This is a genomic window from Dermacoccus sp. PAMC28757 (assembly GCF_014302635.1).
GTDB lineage: Bacteria > Actinomycetota > Actinomycetes > Actinomycetales > Dermatophilaceae > Dermacoccus > Dermacoccus abyssi.
Genome location: NZ_CP060292.1, coordinates 1,257,872 through 1,277,522, shown reverse-complemented (window position 1 = coordinate 1,277,522; position 19,651 = coordinate 1,257,872). Strand labels below are relative to the sequence as shown.

General features: G+C 68.9%; 22 protein-coding genes. 5 read left to right on the top strand and 17 right to left on the bottom strand.

Annotation, left to right across the window (positions count from 1 at the left end; genetic code table 11):
• Positions 1-29: 29 nt before the first annotated feature.
• Genes ispF through H7F30_RS06215 form a run of 3 tightly spaced genes read right to left on the bottom strand, consistent with a single transcriptional unit; the run spans position 30 to position 1,773 of the window.
• Positions 30-530: a 2-C-methyl-D-erythritol 2,4-cyclodiphosphate synthase gene (gene ispF / locus H7F30_RS06225; protein ID WP_129665568.1), complete on the bottom strand. Its 501-nt coding sequence runs from the start codon at positions 528-530 to the stop codon at positions 30-32.
• Positions 527-1,294: a 2-C-methyl-D-erythritol 4-phosphate cytidylyltransferase gene (locus H7F30_RS06220; protein WP_187037899.1), complete on the bottom strand. Its 768-nt coding sequence runs from the start codon at positions 1,292-1,294 to the stop codon at positions 527-529. Before H7F30_RS06220 ends, ispF begins: the two co-directional genes overlap by 4 nt.
• The gene (locus tag H7F30_RS06215) at positions 1,291-1,773 is read right to left on the bottom strand and encodes a CarD family transcriptional regulator (RefSeq protein WP_047312327.1); all 483 of its coding nucleotides are present in this window, start codon (positions 1,771-1,773) and stop codon (positions 1,291-1,293) included. Before H7F30_RS06215 ends, H7F30_RS06220 begins: the two co-directional genes overlap by 4 nt.
• 223 nt (positions 1,774-1,996) lie before the next feature.
• On the opposite strand from H7F30_RS06215, the gene H7F30_RS06210 reads away from it, so the two are divergent.
• Positions 1,997-2,551, top strand: coding sequence for a hypothetical protein (locus tag H7F30_RS06210; RefSeq protein WP_187037421.1), 555 nt, complete (start codon positions 1,997-1,999; stop codon positions 2,549-2,551).
• Positions 2,552-2,641: 90 nt separating this feature from the next.
• Here the strand turns inward: H7F30_RS06210 and H7F30_RS06205 are convergent, their stop codons facing one another.
• Together H7F30_RS06205 and H7F30_RS06200 are read right to left on the bottom strand one after the other, a co-directional pair.
• Positions 2,642-3,322: a response regulator transcription factor gene (locus tag H7F30_RS06205; RefSeq protein ID WP_047312328.1), complete on the bottom strand. Its 681-nt coding sequence runs from the start codon at positions 3,320-3,322 to the stop codon at positions 2,642-2,644.
• The gene (locus H7F30_RS06200) at positions 3,319-4,578 is read right to left on the bottom strand and encodes a cell wall metabolism sensor histidine kinase WalK (protein WP_255464979.1); all 1,260 of its coding nucleotides are present in this window, start codon (positions 4,576-4,578) and stop codon (positions 3,319-3,321) included. Before H7F30_RS06200 ends, H7F30_RS06205 begins: the two co-directional genes overlap by 4 nt.
• Positions 4,579-4,769: 191 nt before the next feature.
• On the opposite strand from H7F30_RS06200, the gene phoU reads away from it, so the two are divergent.
• Entirely contained in the window at positions 4,770-5,432 is a 663-nt protein-coding gene (phoU, locus tag H7F30_RS06195) for a phosphate signaling complex protein PhoU (protein WP_187037419.1), read from the top strand.
• 222 nt (positions 5,433-5,654) lie between these two features.
• Here the strand turns inward: phoU and H7F30_RS06190 are convergent, their stop codons facing one another.
• From H7F30_RS06190 to mshA, 3 genes are read right to left on the bottom strand one after another with little or no spacing between them, the layout of a single operon-like run.
• Complete coding sequence (locus H7F30_RS06190) at positions 5,655-6,401, bottom strand: phosphoglyceromutase (RefSeq protein ID WP_187037417.1); 747 nt, start codon at positions 6,399-6,401, stop codon at positions 5,655-5,657.
• A gap of 38 nt (positions 6,402-6,439) precedes the next feature.
• Positions 6,440-6,946 carry a YbjN domain-containing protein gene (locus H7F30_RS06185; protein WP_187037415.1) on the bottom strand — a complete coding sequence of 169 codons (507 nt, stop codon included), beginning with the start codon at positions 6,944-6,946 and terminating at the stop codon, positions 6,440-6,442.
• 28 nt (positions 6,947-6,974) lie between these two features.
• Complete coding sequence (mshA, locus tag H7F30_RS06180) at positions 6,975-8,258, bottom strand: D-inositol-3-phosphate glycosyltransferase (protein WP_187037894.1); 1,284 nt, start codon at positions 8,256-8,258, stop codon at positions 6,975-6,977.
• A gap of 104 nt (positions 8,259-8,362) precedes the next feature.
• Here mshA and H7F30_RS06175 point away from each other — a divergent pair, with 104 nt between their 5' ends.
• Complete coding sequence (locus H7F30_RS06175) at positions 8,363-9,172, top strand: class I SAM-dependent methyltransferase (protein WP_187037413.1); 810 nt, start codon at positions 8,363-8,365, stop codon at positions 9,170-9,172.
• A gap of 12 nt (positions 9,173-9,184) precedes the next feature.
• Here the strand turns inward: H7F30_RS06175 and manA are convergent, their stop codons facing one another.
• From manA to H7F30_RS06135, 8 genes are all read right to left on the bottom strand, one after another.
• On the bottom strand, positions 9,185-10,363 hold the full coding sequence (manA, locus tag H7F30_RS06170; RefSeq protein ID WP_255464978.1) for a mannose-6-phosphate isomerase, class I: 1,179 nt from the start codon (positions 10,361-10,363) through the stop codon (positions 9,185-9,187).
• A 54-nt stretch (positions 10,364-10,417) separates the two neighbouring features.
• Entirely contained in the window at positions 10,418-11,215 is a 798-nt protein-coding gene (locus H7F30_RS06165; RefSeq protein ID WP_187037409.1) for an alpha/beta fold hydrolase, read from the bottom strand.
• Between the two features lie 6 nt (positions 11,216-11,221).
• Entirely contained in the window at positions 11,222-11,536 is a 315-nt protein-coding gene (locus H7F30_RS06160) for a DUF2516 family protein (RefSeq protein WP_047312337.1), read from the bottom strand.
• A 54-nt stretch (positions 11,537-11,590) separates the two neighbouring features.
• Positions 11,591-13,108: a DHA2 family efflux MFS transporter permease subunit gene (locus H7F30_RS06155; RefSeq protein ID WP_187037407.1), complete on the bottom strand. Its 1,518-nt coding sequence runs from the start codon at positions 13,106-13,108 to the stop codon at positions 11,591-11,593.
• Positions 13,074-13,514, bottom strand: coding sequence for a D-aminoacyl-tRNA deacylase (dtd, locus tag H7F30_RS06150; protein ID WP_047312339.1), 441 nt, complete (start codon positions 13,512-13,514; stop codon positions 13,074-13,076). Before dtd ends, H7F30_RS06155 begins: the two co-directional genes overlap by 35 nt.
• Positions 13,511-14,539, bottom strand: a complete 1,029-nt coding sequence (locus H7F30_RS06145; protein WP_187037405.1) for an asparaginase — start codon at positions 14,537-14,539, stop codon at positions 13,511-13,513. Before H7F30_RS06145 ends, dtd begins: the two co-directional genes overlap by 4 nt.
• Before the next feature lie 140 nt (positions 14,540-14,679).
• Complete coding sequence (locus H7F30_RS06140; RefSeq protein WP_187037404.1) at positions 14,680-15,690, bottom strand: DUF2382 domain-containing protein; 1,011 nt, start codon at positions 15,688-15,690, stop codon at positions 14,680-14,682.
• A 341-nt stretch (positions 15,691-16,031) separates the two neighbouring features.
• Complete coding sequence (locus H7F30_RS06135; RefSeq protein ID WP_187037402.1) at positions 16,032-17,111, bottom strand: folate-binding protein YgfZ; 1,080 nt, start codon at positions 17,109-17,111, stop codon at positions 16,032-16,034.
• A gap of 58 nt (positions 17,112-17,169) precedes the next feature.
• Here H7F30_RS06135 and H7F30_RS06130 point away from each other — a divergent pair, with 58 nt between their 5' ends.
• Positions 17,170-18,264 carry an LCP family protein gene (locus H7F30_RS06130; protein WP_129665548.1) on the top strand — a complete coding sequence of 365 codons (1,095 nt, stop codon included), beginning with the start codon at positions 17,170-17,172 and terminating at the stop codon, positions 18,262-18,264.
• A 51-nt stretch (positions 18,265-18,315) separates the two neighbouring features.
• Positions 18,316-18,813 carry an FABP family protein gene (locus H7F30_RS06125; protein WP_129665546.1) on the top strand — a complete coding sequence of 166 codons (498 nt, stop codon included), beginning with the start codon at positions 18,316-18,318 and terminating at the stop codon, positions 18,811-18,813.
• A gap of 60 nt (positions 18,814-18,873) precedes the next feature.
• On the opposite strand, the gene H7F30_RS06120 is transcribed toward H7F30_RS06125, so the two are convergent.
• Positions 18,874-19,632 carry a hypothetical protein gene (locus H7F30_RS06120; RefSeq protein ID WP_187037400.1) on the bottom strand — a complete coding sequence of 253 codons (759 nt, stop codon included), beginning with the start codon at positions 19,630-19,632 and terminating at the stop codon, positions 18,874-18,876.
• Between the last annotated feature and the right edge of the window lie 19 nt (positions 19,633-19,651).

The window sequence follows — 19,651 nt, the reverse complement described above, 5'->3', positions numbered from 1 at the left end:
AACCTCGACCCGCGTCATGTCAGGGACGGTCAGTCGCGCGGGTAGACGAGCGCCGTGGCGACGGCGGCGATGCCCTCACCGCGGCCGGTGAGGCCGAGGCCGTCACTCGTCGTGCCGCTCACCGACACCGGGGCGCCGCCGATCGCGGCCGACAGAGCGACCTGCGCCTCGTCACGGCGCTTGCCGATCTTCGGACGGTTGCCGATGACCTGAACGGCCGCGTTGCCGATCTCGAAACCGGCCTCCCGCACGAGCCGAGCAGCCTCCTCGAGCAGCGTGACGCCCTTGGCGCCCGCCAGCTCGGGGCGATCGACGCCGAAGTGCTGCCCGAGATCGCCGATGCCGGCTGCGCTGAAGAGCGCGTCGCACAGGGCGTGAGCGGCTACGTCACCGTCCGAATGACCCTCGATGCCACGCTCACCCGGCCAGCTGAGGCCCGCGAGCGAGAGCTCCCGCTCGTCGTCGGCCAACGGGTGGACGTCGACACCGATTCCGGTGCGCGGCAGGACGACGTGGGGCTGGCTGGTCATACGGGTTCGGCCTCCGAGGAGTCGGCGAGCAGGTGTTCGGCGACGACGATGTCGAGCGGTGTCGTCACTTTGAGGGCGAAGAGATCACCGTCGACGACGAGCACCTCTCCCCCGGCGCGTTCGATGAGGGCGGCGTCGTCGGTGGCGTCGAGCCCCGATTCGTGCGCGGCCACGAGCACCGAACGACGAAACCCCTGCGGGGTCTGGACGGCACGCAGATCGGCGCGCACCGGCGTCGAGACGACGCGTTCGAGCGCAGGAGCGTCCGCTGCTCCGCCTTCTGAGCTCCTGCCGTCGTCTTCACCGTCGTCCCCGGCGGTCTGCGTGGCCTCGACGACCTTGATCGTGTCGACGACCGGCACCACCGGAATGACGGCGTCAGCCCCGGCCGCCAGGGCCGCGAGCACGCGCTCGGTGAGCTCCACAGGGGCAAGGCAGCGCGCGGCGTCGTGGACGAGGACGATGTCGCACTCGCGATCGAGCGCCCGCAGGCCACAACGGACGGAGTCACTGCGTTCCGCGCCGCCGGCCACGATCTCAACGGGAACGTCGCCGTCGGCGAAATCGCTGAGGACGTCGGCGAATTCGTCTTCGTGCGAGGCCGGAACGACGACCACGACATGCGACACGCCGCCCGTCGCCACGAGGCGACGAACGGCGTGCGTCACGAGGGGCGTACCCCCCAAGGTGACGAGCGCTTTGGGCTTTCCGGCTCCCAGACGGGTGCCGAGGCCCGCAGCGACGAGAACTGCTCCGGCGTTCAGGACGCGAGCACCTCGTCGAGGGTGGCTTCCGCCTTGTCCTCGTTCGTGTGCTCGGCGAGGGCCAGCTCGGAGACGAGGATCTGACGGGCCTTGGCGAGCATGCGCTTCTCGCCGGCCGAAAGACCACGATCCTGGTCGCGGCGCCACAGGTCACGCACGACCTCGGCCACCTTGATGACATCGCCGGAAGCGAGCTTCTCGAGGTTGGCCTTGTACCGACGCGACCAGTTGGTGGGCTCTTCGGTGTGCTCTGCACGCAGCACCTCGAACACCTTCTCGAGCCCCTCCTTGTCGACGACGTCCCGGACGCCGACGAGGTCGCAGTTCTCGGCGGGGACCTCGATGGTCAGGTCTCCCTGGGCTACGTTCAGCACGAGGTACTGCTTGTCCTCGCCCTTGATCTTGCGCACCTTGATCTCTTCGATCGTTGCTGCGCCATGGTGCGGGTAAACGACGGTCGCGCCGACTTTGAATTCCATGTGGTATTAGCCCCTTTCGCGGCCTCCAGGATACCACGCAGCCGCGCCATTCCGGGGCGTGCGAGGCGGCCGAACCGCACATAGCACACCGAAGCAAGCCCCCCGATCGATCGCCCGAACGGGCGAGGCGCGCGACACGCCGAACATTCGGAAAAGTTTCGTTTTGATCACCGGCACGAGGCCCGGCTCACCACGTCGCTCACGAGGCGATAGTCTTGCCTGCGTGACGCGACGAATTGTGACCCCCAAGCGCCGTAGCGCCGGCGTGATGCTCGCGGCCGTGACGGCCGGTGCTACGCTCACCGGCTGCGGTCAGCTCATCAACCCGTACACCACCGAGCTGCAGTACGACGCCGCCGACGGCGTCTCGGCACGCGTCGGCGACCTTCAGGCAGCTGACCTGCTCATCGTCAACGACGGCGAGGGTTCCGAGGGCAAGCTCTCCGGTCTCGTGTACAACGCGGGTTCGTCCGACAGCCAGCTCACCATCACGGTGAACGGCACCGACACCCAGGTCACCATCCCGGCGAACTCCAGCGTCCGTCTCGACGGCAAGGCCGACGGCAACGACGACAAGAAGGTCTCGCCCGTCACCATCTCCTCCCTCGGCGACGCGAAGGTGGGTGACCAGATCTCGGCCACCCTCAAGACGTCCCCGGGCGGCTCGACGCAGGTCTCCATCCCGGTGCTGCTCGACCAGCACCCGTACGGCGACGCCGACGTGGACCACGCCGAGTCCGAGACCTCCGGCGACGAGTCGCACGGCTCCGGCCACTGACCCCCGCGTCACACCACGTTCAACGGCTTCGGCCCCATCCCTCCTGTCGAGGGGTGGGGCCGAAGCCGTTCGTCGTGAGGGAGCGGCCGCTCACGCCTCCAGCTTGTAGCCGAGACCTCGGACGGTGAGGATGTGGCGCGGCGCACCGGGATCGGGCTCGATCTTCGCGCGCAGACGCTTGATGTGGACGTCGAGCGTCTTCGTGTCGCCGACGTAGTCGCTACCCCACACGCGGTCGATCAGCTGCATGCGCGTGAGCACGCGGCCCTCGTTGCGCAGGAGCAGTTCGAGCAGTTCGAACTCCTTGAGCGGCATCGAGATCTGCTCACCACCCACCGTCACGACATGGCGCTCGACGTCCATGACGACGGGACCGGCCTCCAGGCGGTCGGGCTCGAACTCCTCGGGCTCGCTCTGACGGCGCAGCACAGCCTTGATGCGGGCGAGCAGTTCACGCCCCGAGTACGGCTTCGTCACGTAGTCGTCCGCGCCCAGTTCGAGGCCGAGGACCTTGTCGATTTCACTGTCCTTGGCCGTCAACATGATGATCGGCACGCTCGAGCGAGTACGCAGCTGCCGACACACGTCGACGCCGGACATGCCGGGCAGCATGACGTCGAGCAGCACGAGGTCGGCGCCGGAGCGTTCGAACTCCTCGAGCCCGTCCGTTCCCGTCGCCGCGACGACGGCGTCGTAGCCTTCCTTCTTCAGCATGTAGGCGAGGGGCTCGGAGTAGGACTCCTCGTCCTCGACGACCAGGATTCGGGTCACAGCTTGTCCTTCGTCTCGGCAGTGCGGCCGGCGGCCGCGCTCACGGGTTCACGGGGCGTGTCGGCGAGTTCGGACGTCTCACGCCCGGCCCTCTCGCCGTTGCACGCGGGGATCTGCATCTCGAACGTCGAGCCGACGCCGGGTTCGCTCCACACGCGGATCTGCCCGCCGTGGTTCGCGCACACGTGCTTGACGATGGCCAGGCCGAGGCCGGTTCCGCCGGTCTGGCGCGACCGGGCCGGGTCGACGCGGTAGAAGCGCTCGAAGATGCGCTCGATCTCGGCGGCCGACAGCCCGACGCCCTGGTCGGTGACCTCAACGGCCACCGCGTCGTCCTCGCTCGACACGGCGACGACGATGCGGGTCTCGTCGCCGGAGTAGTTGACGGCGTTGTTGACGAGGTTGCGGCAGGCCGTCGTCAGGAGGCTTTCGTCGCCGAGCACCAGGTGCGGGCCTTCGTCGGTGCGTACCGACAGGCTGATGCCCCGCCCCTCGGCGAGCAGACGCGTCTCCTCGACAGCGCGATGCGCGCACTCGGCGAGGTCGACGGGCTTGGCCGTGGCGATGGTGTCGGCGCCCTGCAGGCGCGACAGGTCGACGATCTCCTGCACGAGATTCGACAGCCGTACGGTCTCGGTCTTCATGCGGGCCGCGAACCGGGCCACTGCCTCGGAATCGTCGGCGGCGTCCTCGACGGCTTCCGCCAGCAGACGCAGGCCGCCTACCGGAGTCTTGAGCTCGTGGGAGACGTTGACGACGAAGTCGCGGCGGGTCTCCTCGATGCGACGCGCCTGCGTGCGGTCCTCGACGAGCACGACGACGATGTCGGCGTTGAGTGGCGCCACCCGAACCCGCAGGTCGAGTTCGGCACCCTCGATGGGGCCCCGCGCCAGATTGAGGTCGGTCTCGATGACGCGATTCTCGCGCCGGGAGCGTCGCACGACGTCACGCACCGCGTCGTGGCGCAGATCGACGTCACGCACGAGACCGAGCGCGTCGACGTCGTCGCTGTGCGCGGCAACGCGATCCGAGCGGTCCACGAGCATCCAGCCCGAACGCAGGGTGCGCAACAACGCCTCGGCTTCTCCCGACACGGCAGCCGACTGCGCGGTGGACGTCGGCGTGGCCGCCGGCGTCGCAGACGGCATGCGTTCGCGCACGGAGGAACTCGACGAGCGTCGACCGAACGCGTATCCACCGACGGCCAGGGGGACGCCGACGGCCGCACCGGTGATGAGGTCGAGAATGGCTGGCACACCGTTAGATTACGCACAGGGGCCCCGGGGAGCAGAACCCTCGGCGCCTCCCTCCGGGCACGTCGCCCAGAGTTCACCTCGGGGCTTGTCTTCGTTCACCGAATCGTGCGACTCTCGCCCGGAAACACCCCCATGCTGGGCATTGCCATGCCCTGAATCCGCCCCGCCCGGGCCCAGTCCAAGGAGGACGAGTGCGCGACGCATTCCACGAGGACCTCGACAAGATCTCCGATCAGCTCGTCGACATGACGAAGCTGGTCGGCACCGCCCTCGAGCGCGCCACCGCCGCTCTTCTCGAAGGTGACCGCACGATCGCCGAGAGCGTCATCGCGGCCGACGACGACATCGACGCCCTGCGTCGTGAGGTCGACGACCTCGCCGTCGACCTGCTGGCACGCCAGCAGCCGGTGGCCACCGACCTGCGCATGGTCGTCACGGCCATGCACATGAGCTCCGACATCGAGCGCATGGGCGACCTCGCCCGTCACATCGCGAAGGTCGCGCGTATGTCGGCGCCCAACGTCGCCGTGCCCGAGAACCTGCGCCCGATCATCGCCGACATGGCTCGCGTGGGCGAGAGGCTCGTCCAGGCGACGGGTGACGCGATCGGTTCGAAGGACGTCTACGCCGCGGTCGAGATCGGCCGCATCGACGACGAGATGGACGAGCTGCACAAGAAGGTCTTCACGACGCTGCTCGGCGACTGGGAGCACGGCATGGAGGCCGGCGTGAACGCCACCCTCCTGTCGCGCTACTACGAGCGTTACGGCGACCACGCCGTGGCCGTGGCCGACCGCATCGTCTACCTCGTGACCGGCCGCTACGGCAACCCGGACGAGGGCCTCACCCGCTGACGCCTCGCCGCAAACCGCTGACGGCCCGCTTCCCCGGAGGGAGGCGGGCCGTCAGCGCGTCAGGCGGCTGTTCGCATCTGGGGCACTTAAGGCCATCTGGCGGCGATATGTCGCGGCCGGATCGACAGAAGCGCACCAGCTACGGCCAGCGCGGTGTGACGACGGCGCCCGCCCCTTCACGCGAAGGGGCGGGCGCCGTCAGGTGATGAAGCGCTCGGGCGATCAGGCCTTGCCCTGATTCGCCACGGCGGCTGCGGCGGCCTCGGCGGCTGCCGGGTCGAGGTAACGACCACCTTTGGTGACGGGCGCGAGGTTCTCGTCGAGCTCGTAGTACAGCGGCATGCCTGTAGGGATGTTGACGCCCACGATGTCGTCGTCGCTGATGCCGTCGAGGTGCTTGACCATGGCGCGCAGCGAGTTGCCGTGTGCGGCCACGAGCACCGTCTTGCCGTCCTTGAGGTCGGGCACGATGGCGCTCTCCCAGTAGGGCAGGAAGCGCTCGATGACGTCCTTGAGGCACTCGGTCAGCGGCGCAGCCTCACCGAGGTCGGCGTAGCGCGGGTCGGCGTCCTGGCTCCACTCGCTGCCCTTCTCGATGGGCGGCGGCGGGGTGTCGAACGAACGACGCCACGTCATGAACTGCTCTTCGCCGTAGGCCTCGAGGGTTTCCTTCTTGTTCTTGCCCTGGAGGGCGCCGTAGTGACGCTCGTTGAGGCGCCAGTCGCGCTTGACCGGGATCCAGTGGCGGTCGGCGGCGTCGAGCGAGAGGTTCGCCGTCATGATGGCGCGGCGCAGCAGCGAGGTGTGCACGACGTCGGGCAGGAGGTCGGCTTCCTTGAGCAGTTCGCCGCCGCGCACGGCCTCGGCGCGGCCCTTGTCGGTGAGCGGCACGTCGACCCAGCCGGTGAAGAGGTTCTTCGCGTTCCAGTCGGACTCGCCGTGGCGGAGCAGAATCAGCTTGTACGTCATGGCGTCAGCCTAACGTCCGAGCCGCCGGCGTCCGGGGTTCAGTCGTTCTCCAGAAGGTGGCGGAAGGCCTCGAGGTTGCGCGTCGACTCGCCGTGCGTCGTGCGCCAGTGCCATTCCTTCTTCATCGACGTGAGGAAGCCGCGCGAGAGCACATCGTTGAAGATGCCGTCGCTCGCTTCGAGCATGACGCCGAGCAGCCGGTCGAGCGCCTCACCGTCGAGGCCCGCGAGCGGCAGGCGGCCGGTGAGGTAGACGTCGCCCGCACCGTCGATGCCGTAGGCGACCCCCGGGATTCGCAGGTTGCGCTGCAGCAGGAGGCGGTAGACCTCCTCGTGGTTCTCGTCGGGGTTGCGCACGACGAACGCCATCGCCTTGAGCGTGCGATCCCCCACGACGAGCGACGTCACCGTCTTGAGCTTCTTCTCCCCCGGCAGCGTGACGACGAACTCGCCGTTCGACGCTCCGAGTTCCCATTCCAGCTCGGAGGCCTCCAGCCACTCCCGAACCGCCACTTCCGCTGCCTGAACGAGGTCGTCGGTGCTCATGACTCCAACCTACGCGGGCGGGCGGAGGTCAGGGAACGATGGCGCTGGGGACGCCCACGAGCGCGCGCGAGGCGTCAATGTCCGTGCTCGCGTCGTCGTGGCAGGCGTTCGCGTAGATGTCGAGCAGACGGTCGACGCTGACGTCCCAGCCGTACTGACGAGCGTGGGCGACGGCGCGCTCGCCGAGTTCGGCGCGGCGGGCGTCGTCGTCGAGCAACGACCCGAGGGCCTTCGCCCAGTCGAGCGGATCGTGGCCCTCGACGAGCACTCCCCCGTCACCGAGGGCTGTGGGCAACCCGCCCACAGCGGCGGCGACGACGGGCGTGCCCGAAGCCGACGCCTCGATCGCGACGAGCCCGAAGGACTCGCTGTGCGACGGCACCGCAACGACGTCGGCCGCGTGGAACCACCGAACGAGCGCGCTGCGGTCGACGGGCGGCACCAAGTCGACGACGTCCTTGACGCCGAGGTCGCGGGCCAAGGTCTGCAGCGCGAGCGGCTTGTCGAGGCCGGAACCTGACGGGCCACCGACGACGACGAGTCGGAGCCGCGAGCGCCGCTCCGGCTGCTCGGCCACGAGTTCGGCCACCGCACGCACGAGCACGTCAGGGGCCTTGAGCGGCTGGATGCGCCCGACGAACAGCACGACCTGCGCGTCCGGCTCGACGCCGAGATGTACGCGTGCCTCGCGGCGACCGGCGCCGTCGGTCGGTTTGAAGGCGTCGAGGTCGACGCCGGGCGTGACGACCTCGACCTTCGACGAGTCGGCGCCGTAGAGCTCGATGAGTTCGCGCGCTTCACCCGGCGTGTTGGCGACGAGCTTCGTCGCCGCGGTGACGACCTGCTCCTCGCCGATCTCGCGCCCGGCGGGCTCGGGGGTGTCGCCGTCGGCGAGCTGGGCGTTCTTGACGCGCGCCATCGTGTGCATCGTGTGGATGAGCGGCACCCGCCAGCGGTCGGCGGCGAGCCAACCCACCTGGCCCGAGAGCCAGTAGTGCGAGTGCACGAGGTCGTAGTGCCCCTCCGGCTTCGACGCCCCGACGCGCATCATGCCTGCGGCGAACGCACAGAGCTGGCCCGGCAGGTCCTCCTTGCCGAGGCCCTCGTACGGCCCGGCCGCGATGTGGTGGACGGTGACGCCCGGCACGAGTTGCACCTGCTCGCCGAGGGCTGCGCTCGTGCGGCGCGTGAAGATGTCGACCTCGACGCCGCGCTCGGCCAACCGCTTCGCCGTCTCGACGACGTAGACGTTGAGACCGCCGGCGTCGCCCGTTCCGGGCTGCGACAACGGGGAGGTGTGGACGCTCACCATGGCCACGTGCCGTACGGGGCCGCTGCAGTCGCGGGCCGCGGGAGCGCTACCGAAGGGCTTGGTGCGAGATTGGTCCACGAACGGTCGAACGATACGTTGGGGCCGTGCATTCCCGACCTGTTGGCGCCGTGACGCGGGGGACGACGAATCCCAACCGTCTGCGCCGCCAGGACCGCTGGTTGACCGGCCCGCAGGCCTGGCGCCTGCGCCGGATGGACGATCCGCCGATCGTCGTCGACCTCGGATACGGCGCCTCCCCCGTGACGGCCGTCGAACTGCACGACCGACTGCGGCGGGTACGTCCCGACGTGCAGACGGTCGGCATCGAGATCGAGGCCTCACGCGTCGCGCAGGGGCGTGAGCTGCTCGCGCACAACTCCGGTCTCGCAGGCCTGTCGTTCCGTCGCGGCGGTTTCGAGATACCCCTCGACGCCGGCCGCAGCGCGACGATCGTGCGCGCCGCGAACGTCCTGCGTCAGTACGACGAGTCCGAGGTGGCCGGCGCGTGGGAGCGGATCTGCTCGCGCCTGGCCCCGCACGGCCTCCTCCTCGACGGCACCTGCGACGAGCTCGGGCGGCTCTCCACGTGGGTGGCCGTCACCCCCGACGGCCCGGTGAGTTTCACGATTTCGCTGCGTTTGGCAGGCCTCGGCGACCCCATGGACGTCGCACCGCGGCTCGTGAAGTCGCTCATCCACCGCAACGTGCCGGACGAACCGGTGCATGCCTACCTCGCAGCGCTCTCTCGCGCGTGGACGATCAATGCACCGCTCGCTCCTCACGGCGCGCGCCAGCGCTTCGTGGCGAGCGCCCGGGCTCTCAAGGACGACGGCTGGCCACTGCTCGACGGCCCGACGCGATGGCGTCTGGGTGAGATCACGGTCGACTGGTCGGCTGTCGCGCCCCGCGCCTGACGGGGACGTGCGTCAGATGTCGACGCTCGCGACGAACAGCCGCGAGCCGGGTACGCCGGTGACGACGGCGTCGGGGTCCGAGGCCGACGACCACACACATTCGAGACGCTCCAGACGGATGGCTTCGTCACCGCAGCGCACCGTGACCGGTGCGTCGAGCGCGAGCATGACGGCGGGAGCGCCGCCGATCGGCAGCGCCGTCGGTGTTTCGTTCGGCCGTACCTCGAACAGCTCGAAATGGGGCGCTGCTGTGGGGTGATGCAGCGTCGACCCATCTCCGTCTCCCAGGCGCCGCGGCTCCTGGGCTTCGACCGGCGTCCTGACATCGACGATCGTGAGCAGTTCCTCGACGTTCGTCTCCTTGGGCGTGAGCCCACCGCGCACGACGTTGTCGGAGTTGGCCAGCACCTCGATCGTCGTACCGTGCACGAACGAGTGGAGAACCCCCGCTCCGATGAAGTAACTGCGCCCGGGCGTCATGACGAGGTGGCGCATCGTGAGCAGAACAACGACGCCCACGTCACCTGGGAACTGCTCGTGCACGTCGAGCACGGTGCTCAGTGCCCGCGCGGTCGCTTCGTCGGCCGAACCTGCGTCGACGAGCGCCCGGACGGCGGCCACGACAGCAGCCACGAACTCGGCCCGGTCATCGGCAGGAACGTGGAGCAGGGCCGCCAACAACGCGTGCGCCGGATCAGCCGCCCCCCTCGCCTGATCCACGAGAGCGGTGAGCGCGGGCACGTCGAGGCCGACAAGGAGCGCGCTCGCTTCGTCGAACGGCAACGAGCCGGCGAAGGCTTCGCACTCGGTGAGCGGTACCCACGCCTCCGGTTTGGCCCAGGAGTCACCGTAGACACCCTCGGGGGCCGACGCCGCCCGCGCTGCGTCGGGATGTGCCTGGATGGAAAGCGCTCTGTCGGCGGCGAGGATCTTGAGCAGGAACGGCAGACGTCGACCGAAGGCGTCGAGCGACCCTGTGCCGAGGTGGCGTTCGTCGTCTCCGGCGATGTGTTCGTCGAGACCGCAGAAGTGCCCGCCGCCGAGGTCGACACGGGCCGGGCCGGCTTCGTGGGCGCCGACCCAGAGCTCAGCCTCGGGCGTGGCACTCGGCTGTTCGCGCCCGGCAAGCTGCGCCAGGGCGACGTGCGAGCCCCAGGCGTAGTCCTTGATCACGGGTTGGATGCGGTGCAACGCTCTTCCTCGACCTTCTTCCCGGCCACCCGGTCGGGCAACTCGGAACCGAGTCTAGTTCTGATGGTCGTCAGAAAGGAATGCGCCGACGACCTGGCGCACGCGACTGCGGTGGCCCCACAGCAGCCCGTTCTCGTCGAACACCTCGAGCCGGGCGTTCGGCAGATACTCCACGAGGCGCTCCGCCGACGAGACGGGATGCACGGTGTCGCCCTCCTGCGCGAGCACGAGTACGGGGAGCGTGAAATCGCGCAAGCGCTCGACATCGGGTACCGGCACGGCGTGGGGCAGGTCGCGCAGCGCCTCAGCCATCCCGGGGCCGAGGAAGACCTCGGTCTGCTGCTCGACCCATGCCCGCGCCGCGTCGTCGCCGCGCACGGCCTCGGGTATCTCGGCTTCGAGTTGAGCGCGAATCGGGCCGGCGTCACCGCGCGCCGACGCCTCGGCCATGGCGCTGTACCGTTCGAGCCCCTCGCTGTTGCGAGGTGAGTCGATGACGGCCGGAATGGCGAGGACGACGCGCTCGAACCGGCTCGGGTCACGTTGCAGGATGCGCAGGATCGACCCGGCACCCATCGAGACGCCCAGCGCGCGCGTGGCTCCGTAGGCGTCGGCGACGGCGAGCAGCTCGTCAGCCGTGTGGTCGTAGTCCCAGCCGTCGAACGCGGGCGCCGAGCGACCGTGCGAGCGAAAGTGGAAGAAGACGCGCGTGCCGTCGACGCCCGACGCGTAGGGCCGCGTCGAGGGAATCGAGGCTCCCATACCGTGCGCGAACACGGTGACGGGTTCGCCTCGCCCTGCCCTGACGACCTCGAGAGCCCCCGACGGGCCGTCGATGAACTTAGCTGCCACAGCTGGTCACCACGGCCCGTAGGGGCCGCTCGAGTTGCCCTTGCCGGGCCGCACGAGCGGGCGGACGTCGGCCAGGAAAACGCCCGCGGCGACGACGCCGATGATGCCGAGCAGACTGACCGGACGCCCGAGTGAGATGAAGCCGAGCAGCGCGGCGACACCGGTGATGGCGACCCACGCGGGCTTCGTCAGCTTGCCGTGCGCCTGGAAGAGGTCGGCTCGCCCGCGCAACGCCTCGACGAAGGCCCAGACCTCGACGCCCAACAGGATGACGCTGAGGATGAGCATCGCGCCCATCTGGAGCTCGAACAGGAAATCCATGCCCTCACTGTAGAGGCGCTGCCCGACAACCCGCTGAGGGCGCCCACCGCGAGGTCAGCGGCGCTCTGCCTGATGCGGGTTGACGAAGAACAGGACGGCCACGACACCGACCGCGACGACGGCCGCGGGAAGGTAGAGCGACTCGCCCATCGCACGGGAGAAGGACTCCGCAGCCACGGCGGGGACGCGAGCGCCGCCCCCCGCCTCACCCGCGGGCATCGAGTAGCCCCCGAGGTGGGACGCCAATCGCGATTCCATGAGGGCTGCAATGGCGGCCGAACCGAGCACCGCACCGAGCTGGCGCGTCGCGTTGAAGACTCCGGAGCCTGCACCCGCTCGCGCGGGCGGGAGGGTCCGCGTGGCCGTCACGGAGATCGGCGCCCACATGAAGGCGTTGGCCAGACCGAGCACGAGGGCCGGGGCGACGAGCTGCCACCACGGGGTGTCGGAGTGGAGAGCGAGGCCGTACCAGACGATGCCCACCGCGAAGCACGTGAGCCCGAAGCCCGCGATGAGGCGCGGGTGCATCCGGTTGACGAGGCGACCAGCAACAGGCGCCAGCCCGAGCGTCAGCACCGCCGTCGGAGCCATGAGGAGGGCCGCCTGAGTCGGCGTCCATCCGCGTACGCTCTGGGCCCACACCATGATCGGGAAGTTCATCGCCGTGATGGCGAGGCCCACGCCGAAGATCGCGACGTTGGCGAGCGAGAAGTTGCGGAACGTGAAGAGCACGAGCGGAATGAGCGGCTCCGCACGTGTGAGGCGCTGCCACACGACGAAGGCGACGAGGACGGCGATACCCGCCACGATGAGCAGCGGCACCGAGATGACACCCGTGATCGTGCCCCAGTCGTAGCGGTTGCCCTCCTGCAGGCCGAAAACGAGCAGGAACATGCCGATGCCGGAAAGCAACACGCCGATCCAGTCGAACGTGTGCGTGTGGACCGGCAGGCTCGGCACGAGCTTGAGTGCCATCACGAAGGCGATGATGCCGACCGGAATGTTGATGAAGAAGATCCACTCCCAGCCGACGTGGTCGATGAGCACACCGCCGAGGATGGGGCCGACGAGCGTCGCGACACCGGCCACCGAGCCCCACAGACCCATCGCCGTACCGCGGGTCTCACCGGGGAAGATGCGCGTGATGACGGCCATCGTCTGAGGGGACATGGCCGCAGCGCCGAGGCCCTGCAGAACGCGGGCCGCGATGAGCCCCTCGATGGACCCGGTGAGGCCACACCACAACGAGGCGAGCGTGAACACCGCGAGGCCCACGAGATAGACGTTCTTCGGCCCGTACCGGTCACCGAGACGCCCCGAGACGAGCAGTGGCACCGCGTAGGCGAGCAGGTACGCGCTCGTCACCCAGACCACCGCACCGAGATCGGCGTGCAGACCGTTCATGATGGCCGGCGTACCCACGGCGACGATCGTCGTGTCGAGCAGGATCATGAAGAACCCCAGGCACAGGGCCCACAGGGCCGGCCAGGGGTTGTCGAGGGTCGTGCTCTCGCGTCGCGGGGACGCGGGCGTCGTCTCAGACGTCGATGATGACCGTGAAAGGTCCGTCATTGGTCAGTGCCACCTTCATATCGGCGCCGAAACGCCCGGTTTCCACCGCGATTCCCGAAGCGACGAGAGCGTCGGCGAGAGCATCAACGAGTGGTTCGGCGACGTCACCCGGGGCCGCCTGGCCCCACGACGGTCGTCGCCCTTTGCGCACGTCACCGTACAGCGTGAACTGGCTGACGACGAGCACGCCGGTGCTCGCGCCGCGCTCTGTGAGGTCGCTCACGGAGGCCTCGCCCGGCATGATGCGCAGCCCGGCGATCTTGCGCGCCATGGCCTCGACCTGAGCGTCACCGTCGTCGTGGGTGACTCCGACGAGGGCCACGAGACCGGGCCCGGGCAGTGCTCCGACGACCTCACCGCCGACCGTCACCGACGCCTCGAGGGCGCGCTGAACCACGGCCCTCATTCGGCGCCCGCTCTGGGCACCAAGAGGCGACCGGTCGTCGGCTCGCCCAAGGCTTCGGTGACGCCGCCGACGCGCTTGCCGTGACCGAGGATGTCGGCCTTGGCCAACTCGTCGAGCGCAGGCGAATCGATGCCCATGCGACGAAGAACCGCCGCCGCCACGACGGGCCGGGCGCGCTGAGCGCCGTCGGCGATCTTCACTGCGACCCCACGACCGTCGGGCAGGCCGATGGCATAGCAGGCCTCCGCGCCGTCCTTGGCGATGAGCCCGGGCACGCCGGCGACGAGGGTGGACACGTCACGTCGCGAGCCGCCGAGGAAGGCCGGAGCGTTGCGGATGGCTCGAGCAACCCGCCACTCGTGCGTGCCCTCGGGAGCTGCTGCGAGACGACCGAAGGCCCGCGCCAGGCCCGCCATCGACAGCGACATCACCGGGGCGCCGCACCCGTCGACACCCATGGCTGCCACCTCGTCATCGGCGATCTCGGCGAGGGTCTCGGCCATGAGCTGCTGAACCGGGTGGTTGGGATCGCGGTACGTCGTCGTGTCCCAGCCGTTGATCGTGCACGTCGCGAGCATGCCCGCGTGCTTGCCCGAACAGTTCTGGGCGATCGGGACGGGCTCATGCCCCTCTCGGGTCCACCGCTTGCGGTCGACGTCGTCGTAGGGCAGGTCGGAGGTGTTCTGCAGGTCGGCCTCGCTCAGGCCGTGACGCTCCAGGATCGCGCGCACACCGTCGATGTGGAACTGCTCACCGGAGTGGCTGGAACACACGAGGGCGAGAAATTCGTCGGGTAGGTCGAGCCCGGCGCGCACCATCGCGAGCGCCTGCAACGGCTTGTTCGAGGAGCGCGGAAAAATCACCGCGTCGCTCGGTCCCCACGCCGCTTCGACGCCCCCGTCAGAACCCGTGACGGTGACGAGGCCGTGGTGCACGGATTCGACGAAGCCCGACCGGTCGACCCGTGCGAGCACGGGCGCCGAGGCGAGGGCGGCGGAGACGGTCTGCGCATCAAGAGGGTTCACACCTCCAGCCTAGGGGCGGACACCGACAACCGGCAGCCCGGCGGAGACGACGCAGGCCCCGCACCGCCGAAGCGGTACGGGGCCTGCGGCCTCACGGCATCAATGCTGCGTCACGATGCCGCCCGAGACGTTCGTGAACGTCAGTGCTTGTTCTTGAAGTCACGAGCCTTGTCGTCGATCGTGTGGCCGTCACCATCACGGTCAGCGGTGCGACCGCGCGCGGCGTCGACGTCACGGTCGCCCGTGCGACCACGCGTGCCGTCGGTGTCGACCTCGACCTCCTCGTGGGCAACCTCGGTCTGCACACGCTCGGTGTCACGAACCTCGTCGACATCGAGGCCGACGCGCTCGACTGCGACGGTCTCCTTGTCGACGACCGGGCGCTCCTCGTGGAGCGTGACCGTCTCGGTCTGCTCGCCAAGGGTGACGTTCGACGCACGCTCGTTCATCGGCTCACGCGTGACGTTGACCTCTTCGCGGCTGACCGGCACGTCGACCTGCTGCTGGTCGGTGACGACGTACTTGCGCAGGCGGGCCTTGCCGCTCTCGCGACGCTCGGTGCCGACGTTGACGCGCTCCTCGTGGCGCACGACGCCTTCGCCGTCACGGTTGTCCGCGATGTCGCGCGCCTTGTCGTCGACCGTGTGGCCGTCGCGGTCACGGTCCGCGGTGACGTCACGGCGGTCGCCGTCGAAGTCACGGTCGCGGCCGGCAGCGCCTGCCACGCCTGCGGCACCAGCGGTACCCGCAGCGCCACCGACGGCCGCGTCGCGGTCACGGTCACCGTCGAAGTCACGACGGTCGCGTTCGCCGTCGAAGTCGCGGCGGTCACCGGCGCCGTTGCCGAGGCCGTAGTAGTGGTAAAGCGCCTCTTCCTGCTCGACGTCGAGGTGCTTGTCGGCGTCCTGACGCGGAGCGTCCTTGATCTTGGCCTTCGAGTACGGCAGGTGGAGGTCATCGCCCTCAACCCGGGCGCCCTCGAGCGGAACGAAGGATTCGGAGGTGCCGAACAGGCCGGTGTTGACCGTCACCCAGGCCGGCTGACCGGTCTGGTCGTCGAGGTAGACCTCGCCCACGGAGCCGACCTTGTCGCCGTCGCTGTCGTAGGCCTTGCCGGAACGGGCTGCCAGAACATCGTCAACGGAAAGCATCTGCAATCTCCTATCGATGAAGGTGTGCACGCGCCGGATCGTCCTGGAACGAACCGGAGTTCACCGGCCGTGCGTCTTGCTCACCACGCAACCACTTTTGGTGGCCCCTGTCACCAGGCTCCGTCGCTAGGGGTGCGAGAACGCATGCAACCTCAGCTTGAGCGGGGCGTCGAAGACCACCCGCCGATTCACCCTCGGGAACGGACGCGGCCAGGTTTAGGGGTGGTGCAACTCATCCCCAAAGGTGGTCAGATCATCCGACGGAGTCCAAGCGGGCCGCACCGCGACAGCAAATGTGATTTATGTCACATTATGCGTCTCGGGCGGACAACCCGGGCGTGTCACGGCTGGACGATCGGCGTCTGAGCCGCAGCCACCCCTCCGACGTACAGTTCCGCATCGACCGGCGTCGATCGCTTGAGCACGACGAGACCGATGGGGCCGTCAACGTGGTGACGAGCCACCGACGTCAGGCGCCCGACGGGCCGTTCCGTTCCGGCCACCGTGACGTCGGCCCCCACGTCGGGCAGAGTGTGCCCACTTCCGTCGAGGTGGACGAAGGCCAGTCGACGCGGCGGACGGCCGAGGTTGTGGACGCGCGCGATGGTCTCCTGACCTCGGTAGCACCCCTTGTGCAGATGAACCGCCGTGCGCAGGAGATCGAGTTCGTGCGGGATGGTGCGGTGGTCGACCTCCGCCAAGCCGTCCGGGTGCCACGCATTGACGCGCAGCGCCTCGAGCGCCCACAGGCCCACCGGGGCGCGGTCGCCGAACTCCTCGACAAAGCGTTCCCGCGGGACGACGAGCTCCCGCCAGGCCCAGTCGGCGCCCGGGTGCTCGACACCGCCCGAGTAATCGGCGGAGTCCTCCCCCATCCGCGGCCACGGGTCGACCCAGGCGATGACACCGCGCTCACGCAACTCCTCGGGGGTGGACGGCGCTGCGGTCGGTTCACCGATGACGGCGTAGGAATCCGTGAGGTCCTCAACCTCGACCCGCAACATGAACCGCATCCGCTCGAGGAACTCGGCGAGACCCGCGGCCTTGCCGGGGTCGGTCGTGATCCACGTGCGTTCTCCGTCGTCGACGACGTGCAGGTCGTACTCGACGTGCCCCTTGGGCCCGAGCACGAGAGCCTGCGTCGAGGTGAACGGCGCGAGGTTCGCCAGGTGCTGCGTCGTCATGGAGTGCAACCAGTTGAGGCGGTCTGGTCCGCTCACCCGAACGACACCCCGCGACGAGAGGTCGACGGCACCGACACCGTCCTCGAGCATCTTCTGCTCGCGCAGTGGGTCGCCGTAGTGGGCTGCCACGTTCGACCAGACGCCGTCCGCCGCGACCGCTCCCGGCCAGGTGAGAGCGGGCGACGCCGGCCCTGAGGTCGACTCGTTCGGGGTCTCGTTGCGTACGTCCTCGTTCACACCCGCCACGGTACGCCAGCACACGAAATCCCCCGGGCGCCCCGCCTATGCTTGAACCATGTCCGAGCAGCCGCCACATACGCCCCGTCACGCCATGGACGACGAGCCCGCCGAGGAGCGAAGCACTCGCTCCTCGGATGCTGCCTCCTCCGACCACACCGAAAGGCGCGCGGGCGCGCAGGCTGCCGGTCGCAAGAAGCGCGGCAAGCTACGCACGCTGCTCTACATCCTGCTCGCCATGCTGCTCGTCGTCATCCTTGCCGTGGGCGGCTTCCTGCTGTACCTCAAGTACATCCTCGACAAGGACATCTCACGCGAGGACCTACTCCCCTCGAGCACCGTGAAGCGCGACGACGCGGCAGGCGACTCACAGAACATCCTCCTGCTCGGCTCGGACAGCCGCGACACGAACCTTCGCGACGGCAGCCGAAGCGACGTCATCCAGCTCGTGCACATCAGCAACGACCGCAAGAAGGTCGAGGTCGTGCACTTCCCGCGTGACATGTACGTCGACATCCCGGGGCACGGCAAGAACAAGATCAACGCCGCCTACGCCTACGGTGGCCCGACGCTGCTCGTGCAGACGATCGAGAAGGCCACGAACGTGCGCATCGACCACGTCGCACAGATCGGGTTCTCCGGCTTCGAGAAGCTCACGGACCACATGGGCGGCGTCGACATGTACGTCCAGCAGCCGGTCGACCTCGGCAAGGACGGCAAGTGGGAGCAGGGCATGAACCACTTCACGGGCCTCCAGGCGCGCCGCTACGTCCAGGAGCGCAAGCAGCTCGCGCAGGGCGACATCGACCGCGGCAAGAACCAGCAGGCGTGGATCTTCGCGATTTTCCAGAAGGCGAAGTCACGCGGCGTCCTGTCCAACCCGATGACGATCACGAACATCACCAAGGACATCTCGAACAACCTCGCGGTCGACAAGGACTTCACGACGAACTACATGACGTCGTTGGCCTACAGCCTGCGGGGCCTCAAGCAGGAGAACATCACCTTCTACACCGCGCCCATCACCGGCTTCGGCAACGAGCCGGGCGCCGGCTCCGTCGACTACGTCGACGAACCCGCTCTGAAGAAGCTGAGCGACGGTCTGCGCAAGGACGACATGACGGGCGTCCCGAACGGCCGCAAGGGCGGCTGACGCTCCCCGAGCACCTTCGAGAAAGGGCACGCGACCGGCTAGCCTGGTCGCGTGCCCTTCGAACTTGATGTGAACATGCCCAAGGAACTCGCACCCCTCGCCTGGCTCATCGGCCGCTGGGAAGGTGCCGGAGTCATCGGTTACCCCGGGCTGGAGTCGGCCAACTTCGGCCAGGAGGTCGTCGTCAGCCACGACGACCGCCCCTTCCTCGAGTGGCACTCGAAGATGTGGAAGCTCGACGACGAGGGCAACAAGGTCGAACCGATCGACACCGAGTTCGGCTACTGGCGGCCGCTGGCGAACAACGAGGTGGAGTTCATGGTGACCCATCCCTCCGGCATCGTCGAGATGTACTACGGCACCACGTCGCCCGCGAAGATCGAACTGCGCACCGACGGCGTCATCCGCTCGCCGCAGGCGCCGGAGTACAGCGCCGGCGCTCGTCTGCTCGGCTACGTCAACAGCAACCTCATGTGGGCCTACGACATCGCCCAGGGGGGCAACCCGCTACAGAGCTACGCCTCGGCGGAGCTCAAGCGCGTCGAGTGAGCGTCTGATCCCAAGCTGTGCGCGGCAGATTTCGCCGCGCTGCGGTTCTGGCGCGAGCCGTCAGACGAGTTGGGCGAGAGCCACCGGCAGGAATCCGCACACGAGCACGCAGGCACTGCCTGCGGCCAGCTGTGCGCGCCGATGCGCCGACGTCGCGATCGTGACGGTCGTGCGAAGGCAGGCCCACGACAGAAGACCCGTGAGGGCACCCGCCGCGATCGCGACCACCGGGTCGAGGCCCGCAACGGCACCCACGGCACCCACGAGGCCACCGAGAATCGTCTGGCCCATCCCCATCTCCAGGCGTCGGGACGTCGCCCCGGCAATGCCGTCGATGAGGCAACCGAGCGCCGCCGCGACGCCGACGCTCACGAGCAGGCGGTGCGAGGTCACGTCGTCAGCGGCCGGCACGAGGTAGGAACCGGCGCCGAGTACACCGAGCCCGAGGGCGGTGCCGGCGAGTGACATCACGAGGCGCGGACGCCCGTCCTGGCGCATGAGCTGGTGCAGGAAACTCGCGATGAGTCCGAGCGAGACGACCGCGCCGGCCCAGCGGGTTCGATTACCTGCGTCGCCGGCCACCATCGTCGCCGTGAGGGCCACGGCCGTGAGGGCGAGGACGGTACTCGTACCGCGAGGGCTCGGCAGATTGACCAACCGGGGCCAGCCCCAAGCGAGCACGAGACCGAGCGCGAGGCTGACGAAGGCGACCCCTCCGACGGGCAGGGCGCTCGAGACCGCAACCGCGCCGCCGGCGAGGACACCGGCCAGGGCGCCCGAGGCGCGCAGCGACGGCGTGGGGGCTGTCAGTACGCTCACGCGCCCATCCTTCCACCCT

What these genes read in the sequence shown, in the direction of transcription:
- ispF (WP_129665568.1), bottom strand. Translation starts at nt 530, where the DNA reads ATGACCAGCCAGCCCCACGTCGTCCTGCCGCGCACCGGAATCGGTGTC.
- H7F30_RS06215 (WP_047312327.1), bottom strand. Translation starts at nt 1,773, where the DNA reads ATGGAATTCAAAGTCGGCGCGACCGTCGTTTACCCGCACCATGGCGCA.
- H7F30_RS06190 (WP_187037417.1), bottom strand. Translation starts at nt 6,401, where the DNA reads ATGACGTACAAGCTGATTCTGCTCCGCCACGGCGAGTCCGACTGGAAC.
- H7F30_RS06185 (WP_187037415.1), bottom strand. Translation starts at nt 6,946, where the DNA reads ATGAGCACCGACGACCTCGTTCAGGCAGCGGAAGTGGCGGTTCGGGAG.
- mshA (WP_187037894.1), bottom strand. Translation starts at nt 8,258, where the DNA reads ATGGTGAGCGTCCACACCTCCCCGTTGTCGCAGCCCGGAACGGGCGAC.
- H7F30_RS06160 (WP_047312337.1), bottom strand. Translation starts at nt 11,536, where the DNA reads ATGGATTTCCTGTTCGAGCTCCAGATGGGCGCGATGCTCATCCTCAGC.
- H7F30_RS06155 (WP_187037407.1), bottom strand. Translation starts at nt 13,108, where the DNA reads ATGACGGACCTTTCACGGTCATCATCGACGTCTGAGACGACGCCCGCG.
- dtd (WP_047312339.1), bottom strand. Translation starts at nt 13,514, where the DNA reads ATGAGGGCCGTGGTTCAGCGCGCCCTCGAGGCGTCGGTGACGGTCGGC.
- H7F30_RS06140 (WP_187037404.1), bottom strand. Translation starts at nt 15,690, where the DNA reads ATGCTTTCCGTTGACGATGTTCTGGCAGCCCGTTCCGGCAAGGCCTAC.
- H7F30_RS06130 (WP_129665548.1), top strand. Translation starts at nt 17,170, where the DNA reads ATGTCCGAGCAGCCGCCACATACGCCCCGTCACGCCATGGACGACGAG.